This is a genomic window from Phreatobacter aquaticus (genome assembly GCF_005160265.1).
In the GTDB taxonomy this organism is placed as follows: Bacteria; Pseudomonadota; Alphaproteobacteria; order Rhizobiales; family Phreatobacteraceae; genus Phreatobacter; species Phreatobacter aquaticus.
The window spans coordinates 4,510,020-4,536,067 of record NZ_CP039865.1 but is presented as its reverse complement, the minus strand read 5'-3'; the positions used below and the strand labels follow the sequence as shown (position 1 = coordinate 4,536,067).

General features: G+C 65.6%; 22 protein-coding genes. 10 read left to right on the top strand and 12 right to left on the bottom strand.

Going from position 1 to position 26,048, the window contains the following annotated elements:
• Window positions 1-7: 7 nt before the first annotated feature.
• From rfbA to cysD, 5 genes are all read right to left on the bottom strand, one after another.
• Window positions 8-880, bottom strand: coding sequence for a glucose-1-phosphate thymidylyltransferase RfbA (gene rfbA / locus E8L99_RS21600; RefSeq protein WP_137101498.1), 873 nt, complete (start codon window positions 878-880; stop codon window positions 8-10).
• Window positions 877-1,779 (bottom strand): dTDP-4-dehydrorhamnose reductase, encoded by a 903-nt coding sequence (gene rfbD / locus E8L99_RS21595; RefSeq protein WP_137101497.1) that lies wholly within the window; start codon window positions 1,777-1,779, stop codon window positions 877-879. Before rfbD ends, rfbA begins: the two co-directional genes overlap by 4 nt.
• A 3-nt stretch (window positions 1,780-1,782) precedes the next feature.
• Window positions 1,783-2,844 (bottom strand): dTDP-glucose 4,6-dehydratase, encoded by a 1,062-nt coding sequence (rfbB, locus tag E8L99_RS21590; protein ID WP_137101496.1) that lies wholly within the window; start codon window positions 2,842-2,844, stop codon window positions 1,783-1,785.
• A gap of 93 nt (window positions 2,845-2,937) precedes the next feature.
• The gene (cysC, locus tag E8L99_RS21585) at window positions 2,938-4,803 is read right to left on the bottom strand and encodes an adenylyl-sulfate kinase (protein WP_137101495.1); all 1,866 of its coding nucleotides are present in this window, start codon (window positions 4,801-4,803) and stop codon (window positions 2,938-2,940) included.
• Window positions 4,803-5,705 (bottom strand): sulfate adenylyltransferase subunit CysD, encoded by a 903-nt coding sequence (gene cysD / locus E8L99_RS21580; RefSeq protein WP_137101494.1) that lies wholly within the window; start codon window positions 5,703-5,705, stop codon window positions 4,803-4,805. Before cysD ends, cysC begins: the two co-directional genes overlap by 1 nt.
• A gap of 117 nt (window positions 5,706-5,822) precedes the next feature.
• Between cysD and E8L99_RS21575 the strand changes: the two genes are divergently transcribed.
• Both E8L99_RS21575 and E8L99_RS21570 read left to right on the top strand, forming a co-directional pair.
• Entirely contained in the window at window positions 5,823-6,440 is a 618-nt protein-coding gene (locus E8L99_RS21575) for a hypothetical protein (RefSeq protein WP_137101493.1), read from the top strand.
• Window positions 6,441-6,460: 20 nt separating this feature from the next.
• Window positions 6,461-6,895: a putative capsular polysaccharide synthesis family protein gene (locus E8L99_RS21570; protein WP_137101492.1), complete on the top strand. Its 435-nt coding sequence runs from the start codon at window positions 6,461-6,463 to the stop codon at window positions 6,893-6,895.
• On the opposite strand, the gene E8L99_RS21565 is transcribed toward E8L99_RS21570, so the two are convergent.
• From E8L99_RS21565 to E8L99_RS21555, 3 genes are all read right to left on the bottom strand, one after another.
• Window positions 6,885-7,772 carry a rhamnan synthesis F family protein gene (locus E8L99_RS21565; RefSeq protein WP_137101491.1) on the bottom strand — a complete coding sequence of 296 codons (888 nt, stop codon included), beginning with the start codon at window positions 7,770-7,772 and terminating at the stop codon, window positions 6,885-6,887. The genes E8L99_RS21570 and E8L99_RS21565 overlap by 11 nt on opposite strands.
• A gap of 102 nt (window positions 7,773-7,874) precedes the next feature.
• Window positions 7,875-9,566: a glycosyltransferase family 2 protein gene (locus E8L99_RS21560; protein ID WP_215907028.1), complete on the bottom strand. Its 1,692-nt coding sequence runs from the start codon at window positions 9,564-9,566 to the stop codon at window positions 7,875-7,877.
• 237 nt (window positions 9,567-9,803) lie between these two features.
• The gene (locus E8L99_RS21555) at window positions 9,804-11,948 is read right to left on the bottom strand and encodes a hypothetical protein (protein ID WP_137101489.1); all 2,145 of its coding nucleotides are present in this window, start codon (window positions 11,946-11,948) and stop codon (window positions 9,804-9,806) included.
• 206 nt (window positions 11,949-12,154) lie between these two features.
• Here E8L99_RS21555 and E8L99_RS21550 point away from each other — a divergent pair, with 206 nt between their 5' ends.
• Window positions 12,155-13,390: an aminotransferase class III-fold pyridoxal phosphate-dependent enzyme gene (locus E8L99_RS21550; protein ID WP_137101488.1), complete on the top strand. Its 1,236-nt coding sequence runs from the start codon at window positions 12,155-12,157 to the stop codon at window positions 13,388-13,390.
• A gap of 3 nt (window positions 13,391-13,393) precedes the next feature.
• Here the strand turns inward: E8L99_RS21550 and E8L99_RS21545 are convergent, their stop codons facing one another.
• Together E8L99_RS21545 and E8L99_RS21540 are read right to left on the bottom strand one after the other, a co-directional pair.
• A complete protein-coding gene (locus E8L99_RS21545; RefSeq protein ID WP_137101487.1) occupies window positions 13,394-14,818 on the bottom strand; it encodes an amidase family protein in 1,425 nt (474 codons plus the stop codon).
• Window positions 14,819-14,829: 11 nt separating this feature from the next.
• Window positions 14,830-16,263, bottom strand: coding sequence for an amidase (locus E8L99_RS21540; RefSeq protein WP_137101486.1), 1,434 nt, complete (start codon window positions 16,261-16,263; stop codon window positions 14,830-14,832).
• Window positions 16,264-16,548: 285 nt separating this feature from the next.
• Here E8L99_RS21540 and E8L99_RS21535 point away from each other — a divergent pair, with 285 nt between their 5' ends.
• The 4 genes from E8L99_RS21535 to E8L99_RS21520 all read left to right on the top strand — a co-directional run bounded on the left by E8L99_RS21535 (window position 16,549) and on the right by E8L99_RS21520 (window position 20,834).
• The gene (locus E8L99_RS21535) at window positions 16,549-18,117 is read left to right on the top strand and encodes an ABC transporter substrate-binding protein (protein WP_137101485.1); all 1,569 of its coding nucleotides are present in this window, start codon (window positions 16,549-16,551) and stop codon (window positions 18,115-18,117) included.
• Window positions 18,118-18,222: 105 nt separating this feature from the next.
• Window positions 18,223-19,695, top strand: coding sequence for an NAD(P)-binding domain-containing protein (locus E8L99_RS21530; RefSeq protein ID WP_137101484.1), 1,473 nt, complete (start codon window positions 18,223-18,225; stop codon window positions 19,693-19,695).
• A 72-nt stretch (window positions 19,696-19,767) separates the two neighbouring features.
• Window positions 19,768-20,265, top strand: coding sequence for a CMD domain protein (locus E8L99_RS21525; RefSeq protein WP_137101483.1), 498 nt, complete (start codon window positions 19,768-19,770; stop codon window positions 20,263-20,265).
• Window positions 20,262-20,834: a peroxidase-related enzyme gene (locus E8L99_RS21520; RefSeq protein ID WP_137101482.1), complete on the top strand. Its 573-nt coding sequence runs from the start codon at window positions 20,262-20,264 to the stop codon at window positions 20,832-20,834. Before E8L99_RS21525 ends, E8L99_RS21520 begins: the two co-directional genes overlap by 4 nt.
• Here the strand turns inward: E8L99_RS21520 and E8L99_RS21515 are convergent.
• Together E8L99_RS21515 and E8L99_RS21510 are read right to left on the bottom strand one after the other, a co-directional pair.
• On the bottom strand, window positions 20,831-21,244 hold the full coding sequence (locus tag E8L99_RS21515) for a GtrA family protein (protein WP_137101481.1): 414 nt from the start codon (window positions 21,242-21,244) through the stop codon (window positions 20,831-20,833). The genes E8L99_RS21520 and E8L99_RS21515 overlap by 4 nt on opposite strands.
• A 10-nt stretch (window positions 21,245-21,254) precedes the next feature.
• Window positions 21,255-21,590, bottom strand: coding sequence for a hypothetical protein (locus E8L99_RS21510; RefSeq protein WP_137101480.1), 336 nt, complete (start codon window positions 21,588-21,590; stop codon window positions 21,255-21,257).
• A gap of 132 nt (window positions 21,591-21,722) precedes the next feature.
• On the opposite strand from E8L99_RS21510, the gene E8L99_RS21505 reads away from it, so the two are divergent.
• The 3 genes from E8L99_RS21505 (at window position 21,723) to E8L99_RS21495 (ending at window position 26,046) form a co-directional block, all read left to right on the top strand.
• Window positions 21,723-22,868 carry a glycosyltransferase gene (locus E8L99_RS21505; RefSeq protein ID WP_168201783.1) on the top strand — a complete coding sequence of 382 codons (1,146 nt, stop codon included), beginning with the start codon at window positions 21,723-21,725 and terminating at the stop codon, window positions 22,866-22,868.
• Window positions 22,869-22,996: 128 nt separating this feature from the next.
• Window positions 22,997-24,721: a type I secretion system permease/ATPase gene (locus E8L99_RS21500; protein ID WP_137101478.1), complete on the top strand. Its 1,725-nt coding sequence runs from the start codon at window positions 22,997-22,999 to the stop codon at window positions 24,719-24,721.
• Window positions 24,718-26,046 carry an HlyD family type I secretion periplasmic adaptor subunit gene (locus E8L99_RS21495; protein ID WP_137101477.1) on the top strand — a complete coding sequence of 443 codons (1,329 nt, stop codon included), beginning with the start codon at window positions 24,718-24,720 and terminating at the stop codon, window positions 26,044-26,046. The genes E8L99_RS21500 and E8L99_RS21495 overlap by 4 nt, the downstream gene beginning before the upstream one ends.
• The last annotated feature ends 2 nt before the right edge of the window (window positions 26,047-26,048 follow it).

Genomic DNA, 26,048 nt, shown 5'->3' with positions numbered 1-26,048 from the left:
ATATCACTCAGATACGCCCATCTGCCACCGCAAGCAAATATTGCCCATAGCTGCTCTTTGCGAGGTCTTTACCCAGCCGTTGTAGCTGGTCGCGGTCGATGAAGCCCATTTCGTAGGCCACTTCCTCGGGGCAGCAGATGCGTGTTCCCTGCCGCTTTTCCAGGGCCCGGACGAAATTGGTGGCATCGGCGAGCGAATCCGGCGTTCCAGTGTCGAGCCAGGCGAAGCCGCGGCCGAATTTCTCGACACGCAATGCGCCCCGTTCCAGATAGGTGCGGTTGACGTCAGTGATCTCAAGCTCGCCGCGGTGTGACGGCCTGATATTGGCGGCGATGTCGACCACGGACGCATCGTAGAAATAGAGCCCCGTCACCGCCCAGTTCGACCGCGGCTTTGCCGGTTTCTCCTCGATGGAGACGGCCTGCATGTCGGGACCAAACTCGGCCACGCCGTAGCGTTCCGGGTCGGTCACGTGATAACCGAAGACCGTCGCGCCCGATGTCTGTTCCCTCGCCCGGAGCAGGATCTCCGGCAGGCCCGCGCCATAGAAGATATTGTCGCCGAGGATCAGCGCAGAAGGGCCACCAGCGATAAAGTCTGCGCCGATGATGAAGGCCTGTGCCAGGCCTTCGGGGCGAGGCTGTTCCGCATAGGTGAGCGAAATGCCCCAGGCCGAGCCGTCCCCCAGCAGGCGCCGGAAGTTTGGCAAATCCTGTGGCGTGGAAATCAGCAGGATGTCGCGGATGCCGGCCTGCATCAGCACCGAAAGCGGATAATAGATCATCGGCTTGTCGTAGACAGGCAGGAGCTGCTTCGATGTCACCATCGTCATGGGATGCAGCCGCGTGCCGCTGCCACCGGCGAGAATGATGCCCTTCATGGCGCCTCACGAGAAAATTCAGCGGGGACAAGGCGCTCAAGACAGCGCTCCAGCCCGCTGGGCCACGACGGGAGACGGACGCGGTGGAGCGCCTCCAGCTTGCTGCAATCGAGCCGGGAATTGGCGGGGCGCCGGGCCGGTGTCGGATAGTCGGCCGTTGCGATGGGGCGGACCCCTGCCGCGGGGCCTCCCCGGGCCCGCGACCCGGCGAAGATCGCTTCCGCAAAACCGGCCCAGGTCGTCTCGCCGCCAGCTGTCATGTGGAAGACGCCGCGCAGGTCGACTCGGCTATCCGCCACCAGATTGCGTGCGACCGCGATGATGCCGGCTGCGATGTCGGGGGCGTAGGTCGGGTTGCCAAGCTGATCGGCCACGATTCCGAGTTCAGGCCGTGAGCGCGCGAGATTGAGCATGGCACGCACGAAATTCTTGCCTTCGGGCGCGAAAACCCACGCTGTGCGCAGGATTGCATGGTTGGGCTGGGCCGCGGCGACAGCCATTTCACCAGCGAGCTTGGTTTCGCCATAGGCACCGGTCGGCCCGACTGGGTCGGTCTCGACATAGGGGCTGCGCTTGGCGCCGTCGAAGACATAGTCGGTCGAGATCTGGATGATGGGAACGCCAAGGCGCGCGGCGGCCTCGGCGACTGCACGGGCGCCCGTCTGGTTCACAGCGCGGGCCTGTGCCGGTTCTGCCTCCGCCTGATCGACGGCTGTCCAGGCAGCGGCATTGACGATGATGTCGGGAGCGGCGGCTGCGAGAGCCGGAAGGATAGTGTCCGGTTGTGCGAGGTCGAGCTCCGGCCGTCCGAGCGCGACAACCGTGACAACTGCACCGCCTGCCGCGGCCTGCAGAGCCCGGGTAACCTGCCCATCCTTGCCCGTCACGGCGATCCGCATGGCTCAGGCTCCGGCTGCGGGCGCAAGGCCCAGCCGCTCACCGGCATAGACGCTGTCGCGCAGAGGCCGCCACCACCACTCGTTCTCCAGATACCAGCGCACGGTCTTCTCCACGCCAGTCTCGAAGGTCTCGCGGGCGCCCCAGCCGAGCTCGGTCTCTAGCTTTGCCGCGTCGATCGCATAGCGCTGGTCGTGGCCGGGGCGGTCCTTCACGAAGGTGATGAGCCTGTCATGCGGTTGGCCCGCCGGGCTCAGCTGGTCCAGAATCGCGCAGATCTGGCGCACGACATCGATATTTTTCCGCTCGTTGCGGCCGCCGACATTGTACTTCTCGCCGATCCGGCCGCGCGTCAGGATCAGGTGGAGGGCGCGGGCGTGGTCGTCGACATAGAGCCAGTCGCGGATGTTGCCCCCGTCGCCATAGACCGGCAGCGGCTTGCCGTGGAGCGCGTTGAGGATCACCAGCGGGATCAGCTTCTCGGGAAAATGGTAGGGGCCGTAATTGTTTGAGCAGTTCGACAGCACCACGGGGAAGCCATAGGTGCGCGCCCAGGCGCTGGCCAGATGGTCGGCGGCGGCCTTGGAGGCAGAATAGGGTGAGCTCGGGTCATAGGGCGTGGCCTCGGTGAAAAGGCCGTCGTCCCCAAGCGATCCATAGACCTCGTCGGTGGAGACATTGAGGAACCGGAAGGAGGCCTCTCTCTCGCTCGGCAGCCCCTGCCAATAGGCGCGCGCCGCCTCCAACAGGGTGAAGGTGCCGACGATATTGGTCTGCACGAAGGCGCCCGATCCGGTGATCGACCGGTCGACATGGCTCTCGGCCGCCAGATGCATCACGCCGTCGGGTTGGAAATCGGCGAACAGGGCATCCATGGCCGGCCGGTCGCAGATGTCGGCCCGCACGAACCGGTAGCCTGGCCGATTGTCGATGTCGCGCAACGAGGCCAGGTTGCCGGCATAGGTCAGCTTGTCGACATTCAGCACCTCCGCGCCGACCTCGGTCAGGAGGTGGCGGCAGACTGCGGAGCCGATGAAGCCGGCACCGCCGGTGACAAGAATGCGCATGCCTCGTGTCTCGCAGTGGCCAGATCGCCCGCGTCCCATGAATCAGGCGCGATCGCCGGGCTTATACCCCAAGGAGGGAGGCTTGCCGAGCGCCTATCCCGCGAGCAGGCCCTGCTTCCTCAGATGTGCGATGATCTCATCGGTCATGTCGACCGGCGTGCCGGTATCGGTGTGCAGGTGGATATCGGGCGCATCCGGCGGCTCGTAGACTGCCGAGACACCGGTGAATTGCCTGAGCTGGCCGCTGGCGGCGCGCGCATAATGGCCCTTCGGGTCGCGCTGCCGGCAGGTTTCGATCGATGCGTCGACAAAGACCTCCACGAAGCGCTCGCTGCCGATGACATCGCGGGCTCGCGTCCGTTCCGCCGCAAACGGAGAGATCAGCGACACCAGGACGATGAGCCCTGCATCGGCCATCAGATTGGCGGCATGGGCGACGCGGCGCATGTTCTCGACACGGTCGGCATCGGAGAACCCGAGATCGGCGTTCAGCCCGTGGCGCAGGTTGTCGCCATCCAGCACAACAGTATTCCGGCCGAGCGCATGCAGTCTGCGATCGAGCATGCCGCTGATGGTGCTCTTGCCGGCGCCGGATAAGCCGGTGAACCAGAGAACGAAGGGTGATTGTCGGAGCAGGCTGGCTCTTGCCGCAGGCGTGACCTCGATCGCCTGCCAGGGCAGGTCTGCCACCCGCCGCGTGACGTCGAGGACAATGCCGGCCGCGATGGTGGCGCGTGTCGCGCGGTCCACGAGGATGAAGGCCCCGAAGCGTGGCTCCATCTCGAAGGGCATGGCGACCGCCGGTGTGGACAATGTCATCAGGACTTCGGCGATGTCGTTGAGGGCCACTTCGCTACGGTTCTGGTCCGGGCGTGCCGTGTCCAGATCGACGACGCCTTCGATGCGCGAAATGCCGATCCCGACCTTTTGCGTGGATATCTGACAGTCATAGTCGCGCCCGGTCATCAAGGGCGTGGGGTCGAGCCAGACAAGGCGGGCGCGCAATTGCAGTGCGGGCTGAGCCGGCGCCGCGATGGCACTGAGCACGGCGCCACGCCCGATATCGACGTCGGGTGCGAGCTCGACCGAGACAGCCGCGCCGGCCTCAGCGGATGTCACGGCGTTGCCTGCCTCCCAGAGGCCGACGACCTCGGCGGGGAATGCCGGATCGGCGGCGACCCTCATGCCAAGCCCGATCGTGCCCGAGGCGATCGTGCCGAGCGACACGCGTCCGCCACCCGGCATCCTTCCGGTCACTTGAACGGGCAGCCGGAGCGCCGCCTCCTGCCCTTGGCGAGGTTTGGCCTGTTCCAGCAGTTCGAGCAAAGGCGGCCCCTGGTACCACGGCATGCGTCCGGATCGTGTGGTGACGTTGTCGCCATCCCTGGCGGCGATCGGCATGCAGGCGACGAGATGGATACCGAGTTGGGCCGCGAAGGCCTGCATCTCGCCGGCGAGCGCCTGAAAGCGGGCTTCCGAAAAGCCTGCGAGGTCCATCTTGCTGATGGCGACAATGATATCGTTGACGCCAAACATGGCGGCGATGGTCAGGTGCCGGCGGGTCTGGATGCGCATCCCGTCGACCGCCGAAACCACGACGACAGCGATGTCCGACTGCGACGCGGCGGCGGCTTGATTGCGGGTATATTGTTCATGACCGGGAGCATCGGCGATCAGAAAGGCACGCCGGTCGGTGGAGAAATAGCGATAGGCGACATCGATGGTGATGCCCTGCTCGCGCTCGATCTTCAGCCCGTCGACGACGAAGGCGAGGTCGAGGCCATCGGACGAGGTGCTGCCAGAAGCGCGCCGCACCTCGTCCAACTGATCGTCGTAGATCGCGCCGCACTCATAGAGCAGACGGCCCATCAGCGTGCTCTTGCCGTCATCGACCGCGCCACAGGTCATGAAGCGAAGGCGCGGCAGGCTATAGGCTGGCGGCATGCTGGAGGGAGGCATCAGAAATAGCCCTCCCGCTTCTTCTCTTCCATCGTCGAGCCGACATGATCGATGACCCGCCCGACACGCTCGGAGCGTCGGGCCTGCCCGAGTTCCTCGATGATGTCTGCAACCGTGCCCGCCTGCGATTCCAGGCCTGCCGAAAGGGGATAGCAACCGAGCGTGCGGAACCGGATGGTTCGGCTCTCGATGGTTTCGCCCGGCAACAGGCGGAAGCGGGCGTCGTCGACCATGATCCATTGGCCGGCACGCGACACGGCCGGACGGGGCTTGGCGAAATAGAGCGGGACGACCGGGATGGCTTCGGCCGCGATGTAGCGCCAGACGTCGAGTTCGGTCCAGTTCGACAGGGGGAAGCAGCGGAAGCCGAAGCCGGGGGCGAGAGCCGTGTTGTAGAGGCCGAAGAATTCGGGCCGCTGGTTTCGCGGGTTCCAGACATGGCCTGGTTCGCGCAATGAGAACACGCGCTCCTTGGCTCGGGAGCGCTCCTCGTCGCGCCGGGCGCCGCCGATTGCGATATCGAAGCCGTGACGATCGAGCGCATGGCGCAGCGGCACGGTCTTCATCGCGGCGGTGTAGGTGGATGCGTCGTGGTCGAACGGGTTGATACCCTCGGCAAGGGCCGCGTGATTGGTCTCGATGAGCAGCTTCAGGCCAAGCCGGGCGACGGTCGCATCGCGGAAGTCGATCATCTCGCGAAACTTGTAAGTCGTATCGACATGCAAGAGCGGGATCGGCAGCGGAGCCGGGGCGAAGGCCTTCATCGCAAGATGGAGCAGGACCGAGGAATCCTTGCCGATGGAATAGAGCAGCACCGAACGCGCGGATGCGGCCGCGGCTTCACGGATGATGCCGATCGCCTCAGCCTCGAGGGCGCGAATGTGGGGTTCCAAAGGGAACATGGTCGTCACAAACTCCACGGATACGGCAATCGCCATCAAAGCCAACGACGAACAACCTATCACACTCGGACAATATGGAGTTCGCAGGGCTGCCATTTTAGTACATTGTGCCAGCACATGAGAAAGCGCATGGGCGGGAGATCAGGTTTGGGCTACGAGTTACTATTCAATAACGGTGATTTTCCTCAGGACATAGACACATCTTTGGATAGTATTCATGTCTGGTTGCGCCATTTTGATTCAGAATTCTATCGGACCTTCGGTCATCACAAAGGATTTGCTGATCTAACGCATCTGCAAGGTGACCAGCTTATCCGACATTTTGTCCAACAGGGATGGCGGGAGAGGCGGTCCTATAGCCGCTTCTTCTACTCGTTCATCGATCCCGATTTTTACGCTGCGCGATATCCGCATTTGAAGCTCCAGACGCCTCGCGACGCCATCGCCCATTGGATGTACCGTGGCGCTTTCGAAGGCCGAATCCCTAATGTGGTGACCGACGACATCATCAACGCGCGCTTTCATCTGTTCCAGATGGGCCGGGTAGGATCGAAGGCGATCCAGTCGGCACTGCAAGAAGCCGGGGTTTTCGGCACCATTCCTCATCTTCACTGGAGCTCCGAAGCAATCAGAAGCTATCCGGATTGTTTTTTTCTTATCCCGAGGTTGTCAGGCACCCTCTCGCCCCGCATATCCATTTCATCAGTGGTGTCCGCGATCCAATTTCGCGATTGATCTCAGGTTATTGTCAGTCAATGGGGGATCCTGCGTCCAGCCTTGATTCTGTTGGTGATCCAGAAGCCTTCATGGACGGGATTGAGACTTTGATTGAGGCTGATTTTGAAAAAATAACCGGATGGTTCGACCATGGTTACTTCCAAGGGATCGATGTCTTCAATACGCCATTTCCCACAGAAAGAGGCCATGTGACCATCAAGACGAGCCAGGTCTCCGTTTTTCTATATCGGCTTGATGCCCTTCATCGTCTGCAGGAACCTCTTAGTTTGTTTTGTGGTTGTCCTTTGTCCGTTAAGGTCCAAAATAATCACCCTGTTCCAGATATCTACGATCGTCTGATGAGACAACGCTTCAGTCGGTCGCTGGTCGATAAGATATATGGGTCACGATATTGTCAGCACTTCTTTACTGCATCCGAAATTGGTACTTTGAGCGACCGCTTTACACGATGACGCGTGGACTGGCACACTCCAGAAGCACTTGCCCATCCGTATCGACCACGCGGTAGCTTGCAGCTACAGCAGCGACGGCGAAGAGCCGCTCAATCGCATGGTGCAGAGTTCCGTCGATCTGTCCTGCTTCCGCCTCGAAATCCAATGCCGACAGCGGCAGAGCCGCAATGGAACGGAGTGCCTGCGGCCGGAACCAGAACATGGAGCCGCCAAAGAACGAAAGGACAGGCTGAGCCGGCGGATCAAGCTGAGCAGCGAGCGCCACGACCCGATCGCGGTTGCCGTGCCAGTGGCGCTGCCGCGTCAGGAATACGCGTCGCCAACCGACCATGCCGGCCTGCGGTTCCTCCATGATGGCCAGGACGCGGGCAACGATGTCGCGCCGACCGGCCAGGGCCTGGAACATGGCTCTCCGCAGCAATCCGCCATGGGAGAGGTGGGGACTACGTTTGGAATGGATTTTCAGCACCGCATCGAGGCCGTCCAGCGCGCCAGATTTCAAGATCGAGAGGAAGGGGGCGATGTCACGACCCCGGTTTTCGACGATATGGAGGTGTGTGCTGGGCATTGCCCGAATTTGCGGCTCAAGCACCTCCGCAACATCGGGAGGTGCGCTGACGTGGCAGATGGCATCGGCTGGCAGATTGTCCTGGCAGGCCAGGATCTCGCCGAACAGGTCGGGATAGTAGACATGGGCGACAATGCCGGTCTTCAAGCGCGTGCGGATCGCCTCAGGCGGGCTTCCGGGCGCTTGTGCGCGGCGCTGCTCACCCGCCAGATACAGCATCAAGGCTATCCGGTTGGCGGCCGACAGCGTGCCCTTGCCGAGACTGGATATGGCCCGTCCGATCGCCGTGTTCTTCAATTCTGGATTCATCGGGTTCGCGTCTTGGTGCGGCGGCACCGCCTCTTTGCCTGTCTATAGCATTCGATTCGGGCCTTGGCGGCGTACTGCGCGCCCTGCCAGAGGGCGGCGGGGCTACCCGACATCCTCCAGCAGGACCCGTGGTGGAAAGGCCAGGCTGTTGTCTTCGCTGACAAGGGTGAGGTTCGGGGAATAGAACGGATCGGTGTATAAAATGGTTCCCCAACGCCTGCGCATTGTCTCGATCTCGGAGAGGAAGCGCTGCTGCTTCTCACGCGTGGTATCAGCTCCGCGCGACAAGCTCTCGTGATGGATCAGGAGAGCCGAGGGGGTCCAGACGTTGCGATAGCCTGCCTCCTGAACCTTGAGGCAGAAGTCCACATCGTTGAAGGCTACCGCCAGCCCTTGCTCGTCCAGGCCGCCGACCTCGGCGAAGATCGACGCCTTCACAACGAGGCAGGCAGCCGTAACCGCCGAGACGGTGCGGCGCAGGCTGAGCTGGTGGAAATAGCCCGGATACCCATCGGCCGCGTATTTGTGGCTGTGGCCGGCCACTCCACCTATCCCCAGGATCACGCCGCCATGCTGCAGCGTGCCGTTCGGATAGAGCAGCTTGGCGCCGACGCATCCGACCTCGGGACGCACGGCAAGCGACACCATCTCGCCGAGCCATGAGGGTTCGACAGCCTCGATGTCGTTGTTCAGGAGGCAGAGCAGACTACCACGCGCCTCCCGGACCGCCCGATTGTTGAGGGCGGAGTAGTTGAAGGGGCGGTCATCGCGCAGCACGCGGATGGAGTCGTGCCGTGCGGTCCAGCGGTCGAACAGCGCGAAGGTATCTGGTTCGATCGATCCATTGTCGACAATGATGATATCGAGGGCGCGATAGTCGGTCCGCTCGAACAGTGAGACGAGGCAGCGCTCAAGCACGGCGGCCTCGTCCCGTGTCGGGATGATGATGGAGACGAGCGGGGGCGGCGCGGGCAGCGGATAGGCGATGCGATAATAGGGCGCGCCGGCTGTCATCTCCACCCGTGCGCCGGGTAGGACCCGGTTGGCATGGCCCTGAAGTGCGCGCAATCCGGCCTCCACGGCATAGTTCTTTTCCTGGGGCGCGCGGGCGGTCGATCCGGCAGCGGCGCGCCAGTGGTAGAGGATGTGCGGCACGTGGACGACATGGTCAGTTCCGACCCGTTCGAGGATCCGAAGCGTCAGGTCATAATCCTGACTGCCGTCAAAATCGGGGCGCCATCCACCGACCGCCTCGATATTGGCCCGGCGGTGCATCGTCAGGTGGTTCAGGTAGTTCTGGCCGAGCAGCAGGTCTATGGAGAAGTCGGGCTTGAAATAGGGATCGAAGCGGTGGCCCGCGTCGTCGATCTTGTCTTCGTCGGAATAAAGGATCTGCGCCTCGGGATTGGCCCCCAAGGCTTCGACCATGCAGAACAGCGCATGCGGGCGCAGCACGTCGTCATGGTCGAGCATGGCGACCCACTCGCCGGTGGCAAGGGCGAGAGCGTCGTTCGATGCCCGGGAGATGCGTCCATTGTCGTGGCGCCGGGCAATCTTGATCCGGGCATCACCTGCAGCCTCTGCCTCCAAGACGGCGCGAATGTGAGGGGCACGCGATGCGTCGTCGCAGATGCACAATTCCCACGCCTCGTAGACCTGGGCCCGTACCGAGGCGATGGCCTCTCTCAGGTAGCGCTCCGGCGTCTCGTAGACGGGCATGACGATGGAGACGAGCGGCTGGCGAGGCAGGGCCGCCGCGCGGGTGCGCAGGCGGCCGAGCGTCGCGGTACTCAAGGTGTCATAAGCCGCAATCCAATGCGGGTAGTCAGCCGTTTCGGTGGCAGGGGCGAGCCTGCGGCGAAGCCGCCTGATTGCGCTGGCGATCCCTTCCTCGCGCAAGATGCGCAGTAGCGTGCGAGCGAGGAAGCCGGGGGTGTGAGCAGTGACCAGAGAGGCAAGTGCCGACAGCTGCCGCAGGAGCAGCCTTGGGCCGGTTGGCCGGATCGTCGCGGGTGGTTCATTCGACCTCATTCAGGGCTGTCTCCCCGGTCTGACGATGGCGGCCCACGAGCCCCAGTCGCGGCCCTGGTCGGTCAGGGTGATGGTCAGGGTTTGCGGCCGTCCGGCGGGGCAGAGCAAATCGCGGTCGATCCGAATGGCCCGCCATGCGTGAAAAGGCAGTGTGTCCAGCCCAAGCGTCTCGGTCGCGCCTGAGGCTGCGGTCAGTGTCACAGACAGTCCGGAGGGGGTCGGTCCGCGCGCGATCGGCAGCAGCAGGTCGGCGCAGCCGTCGCGGACAGGGTCGATGGTGATCGCGACCGATCCCGTATCGGCATCGCTGGTCGCCCATGTGCCCAGCACCTCGGCGCCGCCGAGCGGGCCGACAAAACCCGGCAAGGCCGGATAGCCGCCCCGCTTCGCCTGGCCGGTCAGGCGAACCTCGCCCACTGCGGACGCGAGCGGCGCGAAAGGCTCGACCAGCCGCGAGGGCATGGTGTCGGGCAGGGGCAGGCGGCAATTGACGCCTTCCGGCTCTGAGATTGCCAGCAAGGCCGATGGTGCGGAGGCGGGCAGGGGGTGGATCGGCACCAGAAAGCGCGGTTGCGCGCGGCTGCCGGCGGCGGGCCGCCCCGGCGGGAGCGGCATCACGCCGGGGCTGGAGAACCCGATGACCCGATCTGCGCGGTCGATGGCGACGATCCAGCGTGGCGGCTTGGCCGTGGCCGGGTCGGTGATCCAGCCGGATGCCTGCCACTGGTCCGGCCCGACGCGGCTGATGGCGTCGACGGCGCCGGATAAGCAAAGCGGGGCTTCTCCGGCGGATACGACAGCCGGCGGCACGGCAAGCCCGGACCGGCCGGAGAAAATGCCGAGCCGCTCGCGGCGGAGATAGGCGAGCGCATCCTGGATCATCGCGGGATGCGGGTAGAGCGCACCGATGGCGGGCGACGAGGTGACACCCGACAGGGCGAAATGGCTCGCCTGGACCAGCGGCGTGCGGTGCGCTTCCATGTGGACGGCATTACCCGGGCGGAGGCTGGTTACGGCGGCGATAGCAAGCGCGGCGGACAGCACAGCGATTTCGCGCGGCGAGCCTTCCGCGCGCCCCTTGAGCCTGATCTGGCGGATCAGGCTCGCCGCGACCGTCAGCCACAAGGCGAGCACCGGCGTCGCGTAGCGCGATGATGTTGCCGCAGCGATGCCAAGCGGCGAGCGGCCCCAGGCTGCGGCGGCAATGGTCGCGAAGAGGAATCCGGCAAAGGCGGTCAGCAGGAGGACGCCGGCATCGATCGGTTCGCGCCGCCACCACGGGAGGGCGATCCGCTGGATGAACGCCAAGGCAAACACGGCGACGAAGCCCCCACCGATCGGGCCAGCAAGGGCTGGCTGGCTGGTGAATGGAGAGCCGATCAGCGCAAAAGCGAAGAGGGCCATGCTCAAGGGATTGCGCAAGGCGAGATTGCCGACGGGCACCGAGCCTGATGTCAGCCAAAAGAACAGGCCGACGAATGCCAGACAGGGGATCATCACGGACAGCCACGTCGCGGGCCGCGCGCGGTAGGCGATCAATAGGAATACCAGCGAGGCGATGATCCCGATGCCATTGCCCATTGAGAAGATGCAAAGAAAGGCCGCCAGGGCGGTGAGCGCGGCCATTGCCAGCCTGTCCCTTTGGCTCTTGGCCAGCAGGGCCCGCGTCGCGATCCAGTTGGTGGCGATCGCGAAGATGAGGACGAAGGCGAACTGGGTCTGGAAGCCAACCAGCAGGTTTTCCCACTGGCAAAGCGACAGCATTGTCGCTGCGAAGACAGCCCAGATGACAAGCATGCCGCCCAGGCTTCCGCTGTCGGGCGTGGCCAGCCGGGCCAGCAGGCCGGCCAGCAGCACGTGGCTTGCCAGGATCGTCGCGATCAGAAACCAGTTGGTGAAGCCGAACAGCGTCAGATCAACCAGGAAGAACAGCTTGCTGGTGGCGATGATGTGTTCGTTATGGGCAGCGAACAGGTAGCGGATTGTCCAGGGTTCAGCCGGATCCCGGGCGAGCGTGCGCACCATTTCCCACTGGTCCCAGTAATGGACCGGGGTGACATGGCGGAGCGTCATCGCAATGGCGAAGCCTGCGAGCAGCAGAGCCGCTCCCGTCAGGGTCATGCGAACCAGGCCGGTCAGTGTCAACAGGCGACGTCCTCGATCATGGGCGCGGCGGGGCCGATGGTAGCTTCCGGTCCTTCCTACCGGGGGGCCGGAGATTCGTCCGACGACCATAGCAATCTCTTGGCGCAATGGGTGGGCGAGCATTGCGCCACGGGTGTGGCCGGGCCGCGTCTCTGGCCGAGATTCCCGCATGACGCCTGCCGCCTTGCTGGCATAGGCTCTTCCCCATGACCCACCCCCATCTCCCGAACTCAGCCGACACAGCCCTCCGCGCCCGCGCTGCCAAGGTGATCCCTGGCGGCCTGTGGGGCCATCTCAACGCCAAGAACCTGCCCGAGGGCTATCCGCAATACTTCAGGAGCGGGGAGGGCTGTCGGCTCGTCGATGTCGACGGCAATTCCTATGTCGACTTCATGTGCAGCTGGGGGCCGGTCGTGCTGGGCCACCATCATCCCGCGGTCGAGGCGGCAGCGGAGGCGCAGCGCAGGCTTGGCGATACGCTGAACGGCCCGGCGCCCGTGCTGGTCGATCTCGCCGAGCGCATGGTCGACATGATCCCCCATGCCGACTGGTGCCTGTTCCAGAAGAATGGCGGCGACGCCACGACAGCCTGCGTCACGATTGCCCGCGCCGGCACGGGAAAGCGCAAATTGCTGGTCGCCAAGGGCAGCTATCACGGCGCGGTGCCCTGGTGCTCGCCTTCGATGGCGGGCGTTACCACCGAGGACCGCGCCCATATCCTCCACTACGACTATAACGACATCGCGAGCCTGGAGGCGGCGGTCGATCAGGCGGGTGGCGATCTCGCTGCCATCCTCGTCACAGCCTTCCGCCATGACATGGCGCGGGCGCTGGACATGCCCGATCCAGCCTTTGCGCGCCGTATGCGCGAACTCTGCGATGAAACCGGTGCAGCGCTGATCCTCGATGATGTCCGCGCCGGCTTCCGCCTGCATCTCGGCGGCTCGTGGGAGACGATCGGCGTCCGGCCGGACCTTTCCGCCTGGAGCAAGGCAATCGCCAATGGCTATCCGCTCGGTGCGATCACCGGGGCCGAGCGCTGGCGCGAGCCTGCCACCAAGATCTTCACGACCGGATCCTTCTGGTGCGAGGCGGTGCCGATGGCGGCAGCGCTTGCAACGCTCACCGAACTCGTCCGCCTCGATGGTCCGGCCCACATGAAGGCCATGGGCGAGCGTCTCAGAGCGGGCCTTTCGGCAGGGGCTGCCAAGCACGGGATCACGATCACCCATAGCGGCCCGCCGCAGATGCCGCTCATGCTGTTTGCCGACGATGCCGATTTCGCCAAGGGCTCGGCCTTCTGCAGCGCGAGCCTGCGCGCCGGGGCCTATTTCCACCCCAAGCACAACATGTTCCTGTCCTGCGCCCACACACCCGCCGACATCGACCGCGCGATCGAAGCGGCCGATGCCGGTTTTGCGATGGTGGCCGCGATCGGCTGAGGCTCAGGCCATCTTCGCCAGGGATGCGAGAAGCACCGGATGCGGCTGGGGCAGGGCGAGCGCCGCCTCAATGGCGAGGCTCGCCTCCAGGATCAGCCGCTCCGAATATTTCGGACCGACCACCTGCAGGCCGATTGGCAATCCGCCCTGCGACAGGCCGCAGAGCAGCGTCGCGGCCGGCTGACCCGTCAGGTTGAAGGGCAGGGTGAAGGGCACGCTGTCGCGCCAGCGGTCATAGGCCTGGCAATGGTAGATCGTCTCCACCGGCGGGGCGACATGCGGCATGGTGGGGGTGAGCAGCAGGTCGTAGTCGCGGTGGAAGGCCGCAAATTGACGGCCGAGCGCCGCGCGAGCCGCTTCGCCCTCCAGCAATTGATCGATGGTGACGGTCAGGCCGCGGCGCGCGACATCCAGGAAAGTCGGGTCAAGCTCGCCCCAGCGGGCCTCCCCGATCAGGCGCAGGCGGCGGGCGAAGGCGCCGATCCAGTAATTCTCGAAGCTCTTCTTCAACTCGCCGATGATCGAGCCGACCTCGGTGATCTCGGCGCCGTGGGATCGCAGCGTGGCGATGGCGGCGTCGACCCCGGCGCGGACCTCGGCATCGGCGCCGATCTCGCCCAGTACCGGCGCATAGGCGATGCGCAGGCCCTTGAGCTTCGGCTGCACATTGTCGAGCCAGCCCGGTTGCGGCTTCGGCAGGGCGAACCAGTCGCGGTCATCGGGTTTTGCCATCACCTCCAGCGTGACGATGGCGTCCGCCACATTGCGGGTGATCGGGCCGCCCGCAACGAGGGTTGCAAACATGCCCTCCTGCAGATGATGCGGCACGCGGCCGAAGGTCGGCTTGATGCCGTAGAGCCCGCAGAGATTGGCGGGGATGCGGATCGAGCCGCCGCCATCATTGCCGAAGGCGATGGTGCCGATGCCGGCCGCAACGGCTGCCGCTGCACCGCCCGATGAGCCACCCGGCGACGTCGCGGGGTTCCAGGGATTGCGTGTCGGGCCCTGCTGGAGGGGGCCGTCGGTCAGGCCCTTCCAGCCGAATTCCGGCAGGCGGGTCTTGCCGAGGATGATGGCGCCGGCTTCGCGAAGCCTTGCCACGACGGGGGAATCCGCCGCCGCAGGGGCGGGATCACTGGTCTTCGAGCCGTGACGGGTGGGGAAGCCCTTCACATCGACATTGTCCTTGATGGACACCGTGATGCCGTCGAGCGGGCCGATCGGGTAGCCCTTCTGCCAGCGCGCATCGCTCGCCTGGGCGGCCGCCATCGCGCCTTCGACATCGACGATCTGGAAGGCGTTCAGCACCGGCTCCAGCCGGGCGAGGCGCTCCAGATGCATGGTGGTGACGCGGCCAACCGTCAGGTCGCCAGAGGCATAGCGCTCGCCGAGGTCGGCGATGGAGAGGAAGCAATCGGCGTCGTTCATGGGATCGTCCTCTACAATGCCGGGGGCTTCAGATGCGTCCAGGGGCGCGCCTGCTCAAGCAGGCCGCCAAGACGCAGCACGTCGGTCTCGGCGCCCCATTTGCCGACGATCTGCACGCTGGTCGGCAGGCCGTCCGAGGCAAAGCCCGAGGGCAGGGCGAGCGCCGGATGGCCCGTCAGGTTGAACGGGTATTGGTAGGAGTTCCAGCCGAGGCGGGTGATGCCGGACTTCACGCCGTCGACCTCGACCTCGTCATTGGCGGCATCGAACTCAACCGGCAGGGCCGAGCGGGTATTGGTCGGCATGACGAGAAAATCATAGCGCTCGAACAGCGTCTGGATCTGGCGGAACAGGGCGGTGCGGGCAAATTGGGCATTGCGGAAATCGGCGACCGAGAACTTCGCGCCCCGCTCCATGAAGGCCAGCGTCACCGGGTCCATCTGGTTTTGCCAGCGCGGCAGGAATTGCGCGCAGAACACCGCGAAATTGGCCTGGTAGAGGATGCGGCCGTCCATCTCAATCCAGTCGATCGCGTCGGTGACCTCCTCGATGTCGGCGCCCATGGCGTCCCAGGCATCGAGGCAGGCCTTGGTGTTCTTCAGGACGTCGGCGGAGACGCGCGGATTGGCTGTGCGCTCGACATAGCCGATGCGGATGGCCGAGAGGTCGCCGGAGACCAGCGTCGGCGACAGCGCCCGGCGGTCCTCGCCGGTCTGCGACCAGGGATCGCGGGGGCTCGGACCGGTCAGAACCGCATGCATGATGGCGGCATCGGTGACAGTGCGGCTAAGCGGCCCGGCATAGACATTGTTGCCGAAGGCATCGCGGGAGGTATCGGCCGGCACGGCGCCGAGGGTTGCCTTCAGGCCGACCAGCCCGCAACAGGCGGCCGGGCCGCGGATCGAGCCGGCGCCATCGGTGCCGAGGCCGAGGGGGGCGAGACCCGCAGCAACCGCTGCGGCGGCGCCGCCGCTCGATCCGCCGGCGGTCCGACCGAGGTTCCAGGGATTGCGGGTGATGCCAAAGCTCGGACCGTCGGTCATGCCCTTCACGCCAAATTCCGGCGTCGTCGTCTTGGCGACGATGACGGCGCCGGCCTGTCGCAGGCGCGTGGTCAGGATGTCGTCCTTGCTCGCGATATTGTCGGCATAGATCGCGCTGCCATGGGTGGTCTTCACCCCCTTCACGTCGATCAGGTCCTTGATGTGGACAGGCACGCCGTGGAGCGGCCCGATCGCCTCGCCATTCGCCACCGCCTCGTCGGCCAGCCTGGCGTCGCGCAGAGCTTCGTCGCGCATCACGGTGACGAAGCAATTGAGCTTGGGCTGCGCGCGGTCGATGGCGGCAAGCACCGCCTCGACATAGTCGACCGAAGAGAGCTTCCGCTTCCGGATCAAGGCGGCGGCCTGGCTTGCGGGCATGAACAGGAGATCAGAACCGGACATCGGGGACCCTCGATCCTGGAAAGGCCGGGCAGTGGTGCCGCCGGCAGCGCGCCACAAAGCGCGGGCGTCGATCTTGGCCGCACTCGCCGGTGGCGTCCACGGGCTGTCTGACCGATGAGACCTGTCGCACGGCAGGCCTGCAAAAGCCGGATCGCACTGCACACGCGATTGCGCCCGGCCCGGGAGCGGATATCGTCCCCGTTCCAGCCTTCACGTGCATTGCTTCATTCCCCGACGACCTGCCCCGAGTTCCCCCGCAACCCGGACGCCCAAGGAAGCACGCCCATGGCCATCGAGATTGCTCGCCGCGACATTCTGGCCGGAGGCGCGGCGCTCGCCGCCGCCACGGTTCTGCGCCCTCGCGAGGCGCACGCCGCCAAGACGCTGAAGGTGGTGCTGGAATCCGAGGTCGTGATCTTCGACCCGCATTTCACCACCGCAGCGATCACCCGGACCTTCGGCCTGCACGTCTTCGACACGCTGTTCGCCATGGACGGCAAGGGCGAGATCAAGCCGCAGATGGTCGGGGCCTATGAGGTCTCGGCCGACAAGCTGACCTGGACCTTCACGCTGCGCGACGGCCTGAAATGGCATGATGGGCCGCCGGTGACCGCTGCCGAATGTGTGGCGTCCATCAACCGCTGGTCGCCGCGTGATGCGCTGGGCCGCATGCTGAAGGCGGCGACGGCCTCCATGGCCGCCAAGGATGCCAAGACCTTCACCATTCAGCTCAAGGAGCCGTTCCCCTTGATGCTGCCGACACTCGGCAAGGCCAATGCGCCGCTGCCCGTGATGATGCCGGAGCGGCTGGCCAACACCTCGGGTGACCAGCGGATCACCACGCCGATCGGATCCGGCCCGTTCAAGTTCCGTCCCGACCTGTGGAAGTCGGGCAACGTGATGGTCCTCGAACGCAATGCCGATTATGTGCCGCGCGCCGAGCCTGCCGACTTTCTGGCCGGCGGCAAGCGGGTCAAGATCGATCAGGTCGAACTCAAGGTCATGCCTGACCAGTTGACCGGCGCAAGCGCGCTGATCAAGGGCGAGATCGACTACATGCAGTACCTGCCGTTCGACATGCTGGCGAACCTCAAGCGCGAGCGGAACGTCAAGCTCCTCGGCATTGGCGGCATTCATCAGTTCCAGGGCAATTTCCGGCTCAATCACGAGTTTCCGCCCTTCAACGATCCGGCGATCCGGCGCGTGCTGTGGAAGCTGGTCGACCAGTCGTCGATCCTGTCGGCCATCGGCGTGCCGGAGGAATTCCGTGCTCCGCAATGCCCGTCGTTCTGGATGTGCGATGCGCCTTACAGCACGACGGCCGGGTCAGAGGTGGCCAAGGTCGATATCGCCGCCGCCCGCGAGGCGCTGAAGGCCACGAGCTACAAGGGCGAGCCGGTGGTGATCCTGGAGGTCGCCGGCTCGATCAGCCAGACGGCAGCCCAGGTGCTGGCGCAGAACATGAAGGATGCCGGTTTCAAGGTCGATGCGCAGACCATGGACTGGGGCACTGTGCTGGCCCGGCGCGCCAAGAAGGACGGCTGGTCGATGTTCGCCGTCTATTCCAACGGCACCGACATGCTGTCGCCGTTGAACCATTTCTACATCGCCTCGACCTGCGCGGATTATCCCGGCTGGTCCTGCGACACCCGCATCCCGACCCTGCTCAAGGCTTTCGGCCAGGCCGAGGACGAGGCGGGCCGCAAGCGCATTGCCGCCGAAATCCAGGCCATCGCCTATGAGCTGACGCCGGCCGTGATGTGGGGCCAGTTCACGATTCCTGCGGGCTATCGCTCCAACCTGAAGAACCTGCCACAATCGTCCTATCCGATGTTCTGGGAGGTCGATGTCTGAAGCGGTCCGACCCGCCGCCAGCGCATTGTTGCTCTGCAGCAAATTCCACGAACAGAAGGCTCTCGCGGCGTCGACACTGCTGGGGCGCCTCGCTAGGCTCGTTTCATGGGCCTTCTTTCGCATCGACCGCCGCAGACCGTTCATCCCCACGCCGCCAGCCTGGCGGAGCTTGAGGCGCGGCTCGCTTATGATCTTTCCTGCCTGAACTATCCGCCACCGAACTGGGTGCCGCCGACGCCGGCGCCCGATGGCGGCCTTGCCAGCGATGTCGTGGTGATCGGCGGCGGGATGTCGGGCCTGACCGCGGCGGTCGCGCTTGTGCGCTCAGGCGTGCGCAATATCCGCATTCTCGACGCGAGCCCCGCGGGGGAAGAGGGGCCCTGGGTCACCTATGCCCGCATGGAGACGCTGCGCTCGCCAAAGGAATTGCTGGGGCCGGCGCTTGGCATGCCGTCGCTGACATTCCGGGCCTGGTACGAGGCCCAGTTTGGCGAGGCCAGCTGGGCCGCGCTCTACCGCATCCCGCGCACCATGTGGATGGAATATCTCAACTGGTTCCGGAAAGTGCTGGCCGTGCCGGTGGAGAATGGCGTGGAGGTGACGGCGATCTTGCCCGAGGCCGGCCTGTTCCGGCTCGACCTTGCCAATGGCAGCCCGATCTTTGCCCGCAAGGTGGTGCTGGCCACCGGCCGGGCGGGCCTGGGACGGGCGGCGATTCCGGACTTCGTTGCGGGCGTGGATCGGCGCCTCTGGGCCCATTCGGCCGATCCGATCGATTTCGAGCAGCTGCGCGGCAAGCGTGTTGTCGTGATCGGTGGCGGTGCCTCGGCCATGGACAATGCTGCCGAGGCGCTGGAACACGGTGCGGCCGAGGTGCGGCTGCTCATCCGGCGCGCCGAGATGCCACGCATCAACAAGATGATGGGCATTGGCAGCCAGGGCTTCACACTCGGCTTTCCGGTGATGAGCGATGCCTGGCGCTGGCGCTTCATGCGCTATGCCGACCAGGAGCAGACGCCGGCGCCGCAAAACTCGACGCTCCGGGTCAGCCGTCACGGCAATGCGAGCTTCCATCTGGGGTCAGGGATCGCGGCCTTGCGCGAGAACGACGGACAACTGGAGATCGAGACGACGCGTGGCCGGCATTTCACAGCCGATCTCCTGATCCTCGGCACCGGCTTCACCGTCGAGATCGATGTCAGGCCGGAGCTTGCCGCTTTCTCCGCCGCTATCGCCGCCTGGCGCGACCGCTACAGCCCACCGCCAGGTCTCGAGAGCTCATCGCTCGCGGGCTTCCCCTATCTCACGCCAAGCTTTGCCTTCACCGAGCGCGAGCCGGGCAAAGCGCCTTTCCTTGCCGATCTCCACTGCTTCAACCATGCGGCAACCCTCAGCCTCGGCAAGATCAGCGGCGACATCCCGAAGATCAGCGAGGGCGCGACACTGCTGGCCCAGGCGGTTGCCGGCGAACTGTTCTGTCGGGATATCGAACGGCACTGGCAGGCGCTCAATGCCTATGACAAGCCCGAACTTGTCGGCGACGAGTGGACCGATGCCGAGGCATTGGGGGCTGGCTGAGATGCGGCTGTGCAGTGGGGTGCGCTGCCGCTACGATCCGCCCCGGACCATCAGGACTTGAGAGTGCTTCCGATGACAGATGCAGCCGATCTCATCGATCGCCTGGCCGGCCTTGCGCCGGATTCGCCCATTGCCGGCCTGCGCCGGCAGCGGCCCGATATCGTGGCCCGGATGCAGGGGGCCTATGATGCCCTTTTCGAGCCGCCGGATCCCGGCAATCTCACGCGGGCGGAACGCGCGGCAATCGGGCTGAGGATCGCGGCGAGCGCCCACGACAAGGCCTTTGCCGCGCATTTCCGTGCGATCCTGGCCGCTGAAAGCGCCCGCGACCATGCAGATGCGGCAGAGGGGCTGAAACCCGGCGGCGAGCGGCTCGATATGCTGATGGCCTATGCCGACCTGGTGGCCGAGGATCCCGAGCGGACGGATCCGGCCGCGATGGACCGGTTGCGTGCGATCGGCCTCACCTCACGCGATATCGTCGCGCTGACGCAGCTCGTGGCCTTCATGGCCTATGAGATCCGCGTGCTCGCGGGCCTGCGCATTCTTGCCGAGGAGGCCGGCCAATGACACACTTCACCCTGCAGCCGGTGGAATGGGAGCCGCGCCTGCCGCCGCTCGATGAGGCCGAAGCGACGCCCGATCAGCTGGCGGCGCTCGAGACCTCACCCGCCAACATGCGCCACTCGCGCTATCTCCTGACGCTGGCCCACGATTCCGGTTCGCTCATCCATCGCGGAGCGCTGTTCAACAGCGTGATGTATGCGCCGCGCGGGCTGCCGCGCGTCGAACGGGAATTGGCCACGGCCATCGTCTCGATCGTCAATGGCTGCGTCTATTGCACGTCGGTCCATGCCCGCCGCTATGCGGAACTTTCCAAGAAGCCCGAGGTCATGCAGCGGCTGTTCGACGAGGGGCTGAAGGCCTCGTTCGACCCGCGGCAGGATGCGATCATTGCCTTCAGCGAGAAGCTGACCCGCGACCCCGGCGCGATGAAAGCCGCCGACCTCAAGCCGCTGCGCGATGCCGGTCTCGGCGACCTGGAGATCCTGGATCTCATCCACTCCATCGCCATGTTCGCCAATGCCAACCGGCTGATGCAATCGCTCGGCGATCCGGTCATGCCGCCGGAGGCCTAGTCCGTGCGGCGGCCGAATGTGTAGGCGCGGTGACCGAGATAACTCGTGATGACGGGGCTCAGCACCCCGATCACGTGGGCGATCGTCTCCGCGTGCCAGGTGAGGCCGACAGCCGGGAATATCCAGCGGGCCAGGCCGACGCTGATGATCCAGACCTGGACCAGGGACACCAGGTTCACGATCGCAAACCGGCCGAACTCGGCGGATGTCGATGATCCCGATCGATCGAACACGAAAGCGCGCATGAGAATGTAGGCGGTCGTCATGCCCGCGAGATAGGCGAGGACAACCGCCAGCTCGTAGCTGAGGATCATCGACAGCAGGATGCGGACCGCGACATTGACGCCGGCTGCAAAGCCCCCGGTCAGCACGAACCGGACGAACGGATTGTTCAGCGCAAAGGCTGCCATGCCCGAGCCCTCAGATCGCCTCGGCCTTGAGCGCACCCATCAGCGACCGTTCGAGCGTCGATGCCACCTGCGCCTGCGTCGCCTTTTCGGCGAAGTCGCGCAGCAGGTCTGGCGGCAGGCGGGGGGAAAGCGCCGAAACGAGCTGGATCAGCTGTTCGAGGGCTGAATAGAAGTGGTCCTGCTGATCGGCGCTCATGCCGGGCTGGCGCCGCATCTTGTCGGACAGATCAAGCGCCACGTGGCGGGACGCCTCGTCGAGCGGCGCACCGCTGACAATGACGCTGTTCACGCAGAGCCGCACGAAGTAGGGAAGGCAACGTTCAACTTCTTCCGCGACGGTTCGCATGGCTTTTCGCTGTCCGATTGCACGGCCCGGCGGCAACCGCATTCCGCAGTTCGACGGATCGCGGAGTTGTGTCACCGGGCCAGATCAAAGGCAAGGAAGCATGGCGATTCATCCCCATCCATGGGGCGGCCGGTGACACAGGCGCGGCCGACGATCATCTGCGTGATCAACGAGGATTGGTTCTTCGTCTCGCATTTCCTGCCCTGGGCTATCAGGGCAAAACGCGAGGGCTTCGACGTCGTGGTGCTCACGCGGATGGCCGAGGCGGCCCGGCGAATCGCCGAGGCCGGGATCGCGGTCGTTCCGGCTTCCGCCGCGCGGCGGGGCGTGGTGCCCACGGGTCTTCTCGCCGCCGCTGGGCAGTTGAAGGCCCTCGTCAAGGCCCATCAGCCGGCGATCGTTCATGCCTTCGGGATCCATGGCATGTCGATTGCGGCGCTCGCCCGGCTTCGCGGTGCATCGTTCCCTCTGGTCTGCAGCATTACCGGGCTCGGCTATCTCGCGACCGGACGCTCGTTTGTGCGCCGTGCGCTGGTCCGGGCGCTGGGCTTTGGTCTGCGCCTGGTTCTCGATCGCGCGGGCACCGTCTGGCTGGCCGAGAACGATGCCGATGGTGCAAGGCTCGGACTCGTGGCCGCTGCCAGCCAGGGCCGCCATGTGCAACTTGGTGGTGCCGGCGTCGATCTCGTGGACTTTCCCGCCCAGCCCATGCCGGCGGGGCCGGGCCTGAAGCTCCTTCTGGTCGCCCGCATGGTGCGATCGAAGGGGATCGACCTGGCGGTTGCAGCCGTGAGGCAAGGCCGCTCGGTGGGGGGCGATGTCTCGCTGACACTCGTCGGCGCGCCAGACGGCGACAATCCCGGGGCCTATTCCAGGGCGGAGCTCGAGACCTTCGCGGCCGAGCCGGGTGTCTGCTGGCTTGGCGCACAGGGCGACATCGCCGCGCTTCACGCAGCGCATCATGCCTTCATCCTGCCGTCGCGGGGCGGCGAGGGCTTGCCCAAGGCGCTGCTGGAAGCCAGCGCGTCGGCCAGGCCCTCGATCGTGTCGGATGTGCCCGGCTGCCGCGACGCGGTGGTCGACGGCGAGACGGGCTTCATCGTGCCGGCAGGCGACGTCGCGGCGCTGGCCGAGGCCATCGCCAAGCTTGCCCACGCCGATCGTGCGGCCATGGGGGCAGCGGCCCGCCTGCTTGTCGAAGCAGGCTCGGACCTCGAGGCGGTGTCAGCCAGCGTGATCGCCGTCTACCGGCGGCTTCTTGCCCGGCCCAAAGGCTGAAACGGGCAGGCGGCAGCGATCGCTTCGCTTCGAAACATCGCGGACTGACTCTATCTATTCACACAAGCATGCGGCAGATTCGGCCGCGCCGGGCCAAACGCCCACAGTCTCATCGCATGGACGTCCCGATGCGCGGCCTTCCCAGTCTTTCCAAGCCATCGGACCCGATCGCGGAGGCGCTGGCCGCCTGCCGCCCGGGCCTTGTTGCGGCTGGCCTGTTCTCCGGCGTGCTCAACATCCTGATGCTCGCCGGCGCGATCTACATGCTGCAGGTCTATGACCGGGTGCTGACCAGCCGCAGCGTGCAGACGCTGGTTGGATTGACCGTGCTGCTCGCCGCCGTCTTCCTGGTTCAGGGCGCGCTCGACATGATCCGCCAGCGGCTGCTGACCCGGATCGGGGCCTCGGTCGATCGCAGTCTCGCGCCGCGCATCTACGAACTCACTGTCACCATGCCGCTGAGGGCACCTGCCCATCTGGATGCGCTGCAGCCGAGCCGCGACCTCGATGCCGTCCGCAATTTCGTGTCCGGTCTTGGGCCGACGGCCTTCTTCGACCTGCCGTGGATGCCGCTGTTCATCGGGCTCTGCTTCCTGCTCCACCCCTGGATCGGCATTGCCGTGGTCGTCGGATCGATCGCGCTGTTCGGCATCGCGCTGATGACCGAGCATGCGACGCGCGGTCCGACGCGGGCCGTCGCGCAGGAGGCATCCGCCCGCTCGACCATTGCCGAGACGTCGCGGCGCAATGCCGAGACGGTGGCCGCCATGGGCATGCAGATGGCGCTCGGCCATCGCTATGGCGCGATCAACGAGCGCTATCTGGAGGCCAATGCGCGGGCGACCGACGCTGTGACGACCTATGGGACCATATCGCGCATCTTCCGGATGGCGATGCAGTCCGGCATTCTCGGGCTTGGCGCCTATCTGGTGCTGAGCGACCAGGCGACGCCGGGCGTGATGATCGCCTCGTCGATCCTGATGGGGCGGGCATTGGCGCCGATCGAGCTGGCGGTCGGCCATTGGCGGGGCTTCACCGCCGCGCGCCAGGGCTGGGCGCGGCTCAGGGAAACGATGCGCTTCCTGCCGCCCGCCGGCTCGCCGCTGTCGCTGCCGCCGCCCGTCCGCTCGCTGGCGCTCGAGCAGGTGTTCGTCGGGGCTCCCGCCAGCTCGCATCCCATCCTCCACGGCGTGTCGCTGACGCTCCAGGCTGGTCAGGCACTGGGCGTCATCGGCCATTCCGCATCCGGCAAATCGACGCTGGCGCGAACGCTCGCAGGCATATGGGCGCCGATGCGCGGATCGGTTCGCCTCGACGACGCCGAGCTTGCGCAATGGTCGGCGGAAGCACGCGGAACGTTCATTGGCTATCTGCCGCAGGATATCGGCCTGTTCGACGGGACCGTTGCCGAGAACATCGCGCGCTTCCGGCAGAACTTCAGTGCCGACGACGTGGTGAGAGCGGCGCGCGCCGCCGGCGCCGACGAGATGATCCGGCATTTGCCGCAGGGCTATGAGACGCGGATCGGGGAGGGCGGCATCGCGCTGTCCGGTGGCCAGCGGCAGCGCGTGGCTCTGGCGCGGGCGCTGTTCGGCGAGCCGTTCCTCGTGATCCTTGACGAGCCCAACGCCAATCTCGATGCCGAGGGCGAGGCCGCCGTCACCCAGGCAATCCGCCATGTCCGCGACCGCAACGGCATCGTGGTGGTGATCGCGCACCGCCCCAGCGCCATTGCCGCGGTCGACATGGTGGCCTTCATGAAGGACGGACGTGTCCAGGCCTTCGGGCCCAAGGACGATGTGCTGAAGCGCGTGCTGGCGCCCCAGCCTCAGCGGCGGGGGAGCGGCGCATGAGCGAGACCTTGAACCAGGCCAGCCCGGCTGCCGGACCGACCGACCGCTCGATCCGCCGATTGATCGTCACGGGCATTGCGATCGTGGTTGTGCTGGTTGGCGGCTTCGGCGTCTGGGCCGCGACCGTCCCCTTGTCGGGCGCCGTGGTCGGCAGCGGCGTGGTGGTCGTCGACAGCAACGTCAAGACGGTCCAGCACCCGACCGGCGGCGTGGTCGGCGAGATCCGTGTGCGCGACGCCATGCGGGTCCGGGAAGGCGATCTGCTCATGCGGCTCGACGATACCCAGACGCGGGCGAGCCTCCAGGTGGTCGTCAAGCAACTGACCGAGAACCTCGCCCGGCAGGCGCGGCTGGAGGCCGAGCGCGATGGTCTGGCCGATCTCGTGATCCCCCAGGAACTCGCGAGCCGTAGGTCCGATTCCGATGTCGAGAAGGCGATCATCGGCGAGCAGAACCTGTTCCGCGCTCGGGCCGGCGCGCGCGATGGAATGCGCAAGCAGCTGCGCGAACGGATCGAGCAGATCCGCGAGGAGATTGCCGGCATCGCGGCGCAGGAGCGCGCAAGGCGGCGGCAGGTCGAGCTGATCGACCGCGAACTCGTCGATGTCAGCGATCTCTTCCGCCGCAACCTGGTGCCGCGGACGCGCGTCGTCGAGCTGGAGCGCGAGGCCGCGAGGCTTGCCGGCGATGTCGGCCAGTTCGTGTCCGAGCGGGCCCGCGCCGAGGGCCGGATCAGCGAGAACGAGTTGCAGATCCTGCAGATCGAGCAGGAACTGCGCCGGGAAGTGTCGAACGATCTGCGCGATGCGCTGGGCAAGATCGGTGAACTGGTCGAGCGGCGCATCGCCGCCGAGGACCAGTTGAAGCGCGTCGAGATCCGCTCGCCGCAGAGCGGCCTCGTGCATCAGCTCGCCTATCACACGATCGGCGGCGTGGTGCAGGCGGGACAGCCGATCATGATGATCGTGCCGGGCGACGATGCGTTGGTGATCGAGGTGCGCCTGTCGCCGCTCGACATCGACAAGGTCATGCCTGGCCAGGAGGCGACGGTCCGCTTCAGTGGCCTGCCGCATGGGACGACGCCCGAACTCAAGGGGCGGATCTCGCGAATTTCCCCCGATATCGTGCGAGAAGCGCAGACAAATCAGAGCTATTTCGCGATCAGGGTTGCGGTGGACGAGGGCGAGAGCCGCAAGCTCGGCGACCGCCACATCGTGCCGGGCATGCCCGCAGAAGTGTTCGTGCGTACCGCTGACCGGACCGCGCTGGCCTATCTGATGAAGCCGATCACCGAGCAGATCGCCAGGGCGTTTCGCGAGAATTGAGG

Excerpts from the sequence above, each read along its gene's own strand:
- rfbA (WP_137101498.1), bottom strand. The coding sequence starts at position 880 with ATGAAGGGCATCATTCTCGCCGGTGGCAGCGGCACGCGGCTGCATCCC.
- rfbD (WP_137101497.1), bottom strand. The coding sequence starts at position 1,779 with ATGCGGATCGCCGTGACGGGCAAGGATGGGCAGGTTACCCGGGCTCTG.
- rfbB (WP_137101496.1), bottom strand. The coding sequence starts at position 2,844 with ATGCGCATTCTTGTCACCGGCGGTGCCGGCTTCATCGGCTCCGCAGTC.
- cysC (WP_137101495.1), bottom strand. The coding sequence starts at position 4,803 with ATGCCTCCCTCCAGCATGCCGCCAGCCTATAGCCTGCCGCGCCTTCGC.
- cysD (WP_137101494.1), bottom strand. The coding sequence starts at position 5,705 with ATGTTCCCTTTGGAACCCCACATTCGCGCCCTCGAGGCTGAGGCGATC.
- E8L99_RS21575 (WP_137101493.1), top strand. The coding sequence starts at position 5,823 with ATGAGAAAGCGCATGGGCGGGAGATCAGGTTTGGGCTACGAGTTACTA.
- E8L99_RS21570 (WP_137101492.1), top strand. The coding sequence starts at position 6,461 with ATGGGGGATCCTGCGTCCAGCCTTGATTCTGTTGGTGATCCAGAAGCC.
- E8L99_RS21565 (WP_137101491.1), bottom strand. The coding sequence starts at position 7,772 with ATGAATCCAGAATTGAAGAACACGGCGATCGGACGGGCCATATCCAGT.
- E8L99_RS21550 (WP_137101488.1), top strand. The coding sequence starts at position 12,155 with ATGACCCACCCCCATCTCCCGAACTCAGCCGACACAGCCCTCCGCGCC.
- E8L99_RS21545 (WP_137101487.1), bottom strand. The coding sequence starts at position 14,818 with ATGAACGACGCCGATTGCTTCCTCTCCATCGCCGACCTCGGCGAGCGC.
- E8L99_RS21540 (WP_137101486.1), bottom strand. The coding sequence starts at position 16,263 with ATGTCCGGTTCTGATCTCCTGTTCATGCCCGCAAGCCAGGCCGCCGCC.
- E8L99_RS21535 (WP_137101485.1), top strand. The coding sequence starts at position 16,549 with ATGGCCATCGAGATTGCTCGCCGCGACATTCTGGCCGGAGGCGCGGCG.
- E8L99_RS21530 (WP_137101484.1), top strand. The coding sequence starts at position 18,223 with ATGGGCCTTCTTTCGCATCGACCGCCGCAGACCGTTCATCCCCACGCC.
- E8L99_RS21525 (WP_137101483.1), top strand. The coding sequence starts at position 19,768 with ATGACAGATGCAGCCGATCTCATCGATCGCCTGGCCGGCCTTGCGCCG.
- E8L99_RS21520 (WP_137101482.1), top strand. The coding sequence starts at position 20,262 with ATGACACACTTCACCCTGCAGCCGGTGGAATGGGAGCCGCGCCTGCCG.
- E8L99_RS21515 (WP_137101481.1), bottom strand. The coding sequence starts at position 21,244 with ATGGCAGCCTTTGCGCTGAACAATCCGTTCGTCCGGTTCGTGCTGACC.
- E8L99_RS21510 (WP_137101480.1), bottom strand. The coding sequence starts at position 21,590 with ATGCGAACCGTCGCGGAAGAAGTTGAACGTTGCCTTCCCTACTTCGTG.
- E8L99_RS21500 (WP_137101478.1), top strand. The coding sequence starts at position 22,997 with ATGCGCGGCCTTCCCAGTCTTTCCAAGCCATCGGACCCGATCGCGGAG.
- E8L99_RS21495 (WP_137101477.1), top strand. The coding sequence starts at position 24,718 with ATGAGCGAGACCTTGAACCAGGCCAGCCCGGCTGCCGGACCGACCGAC.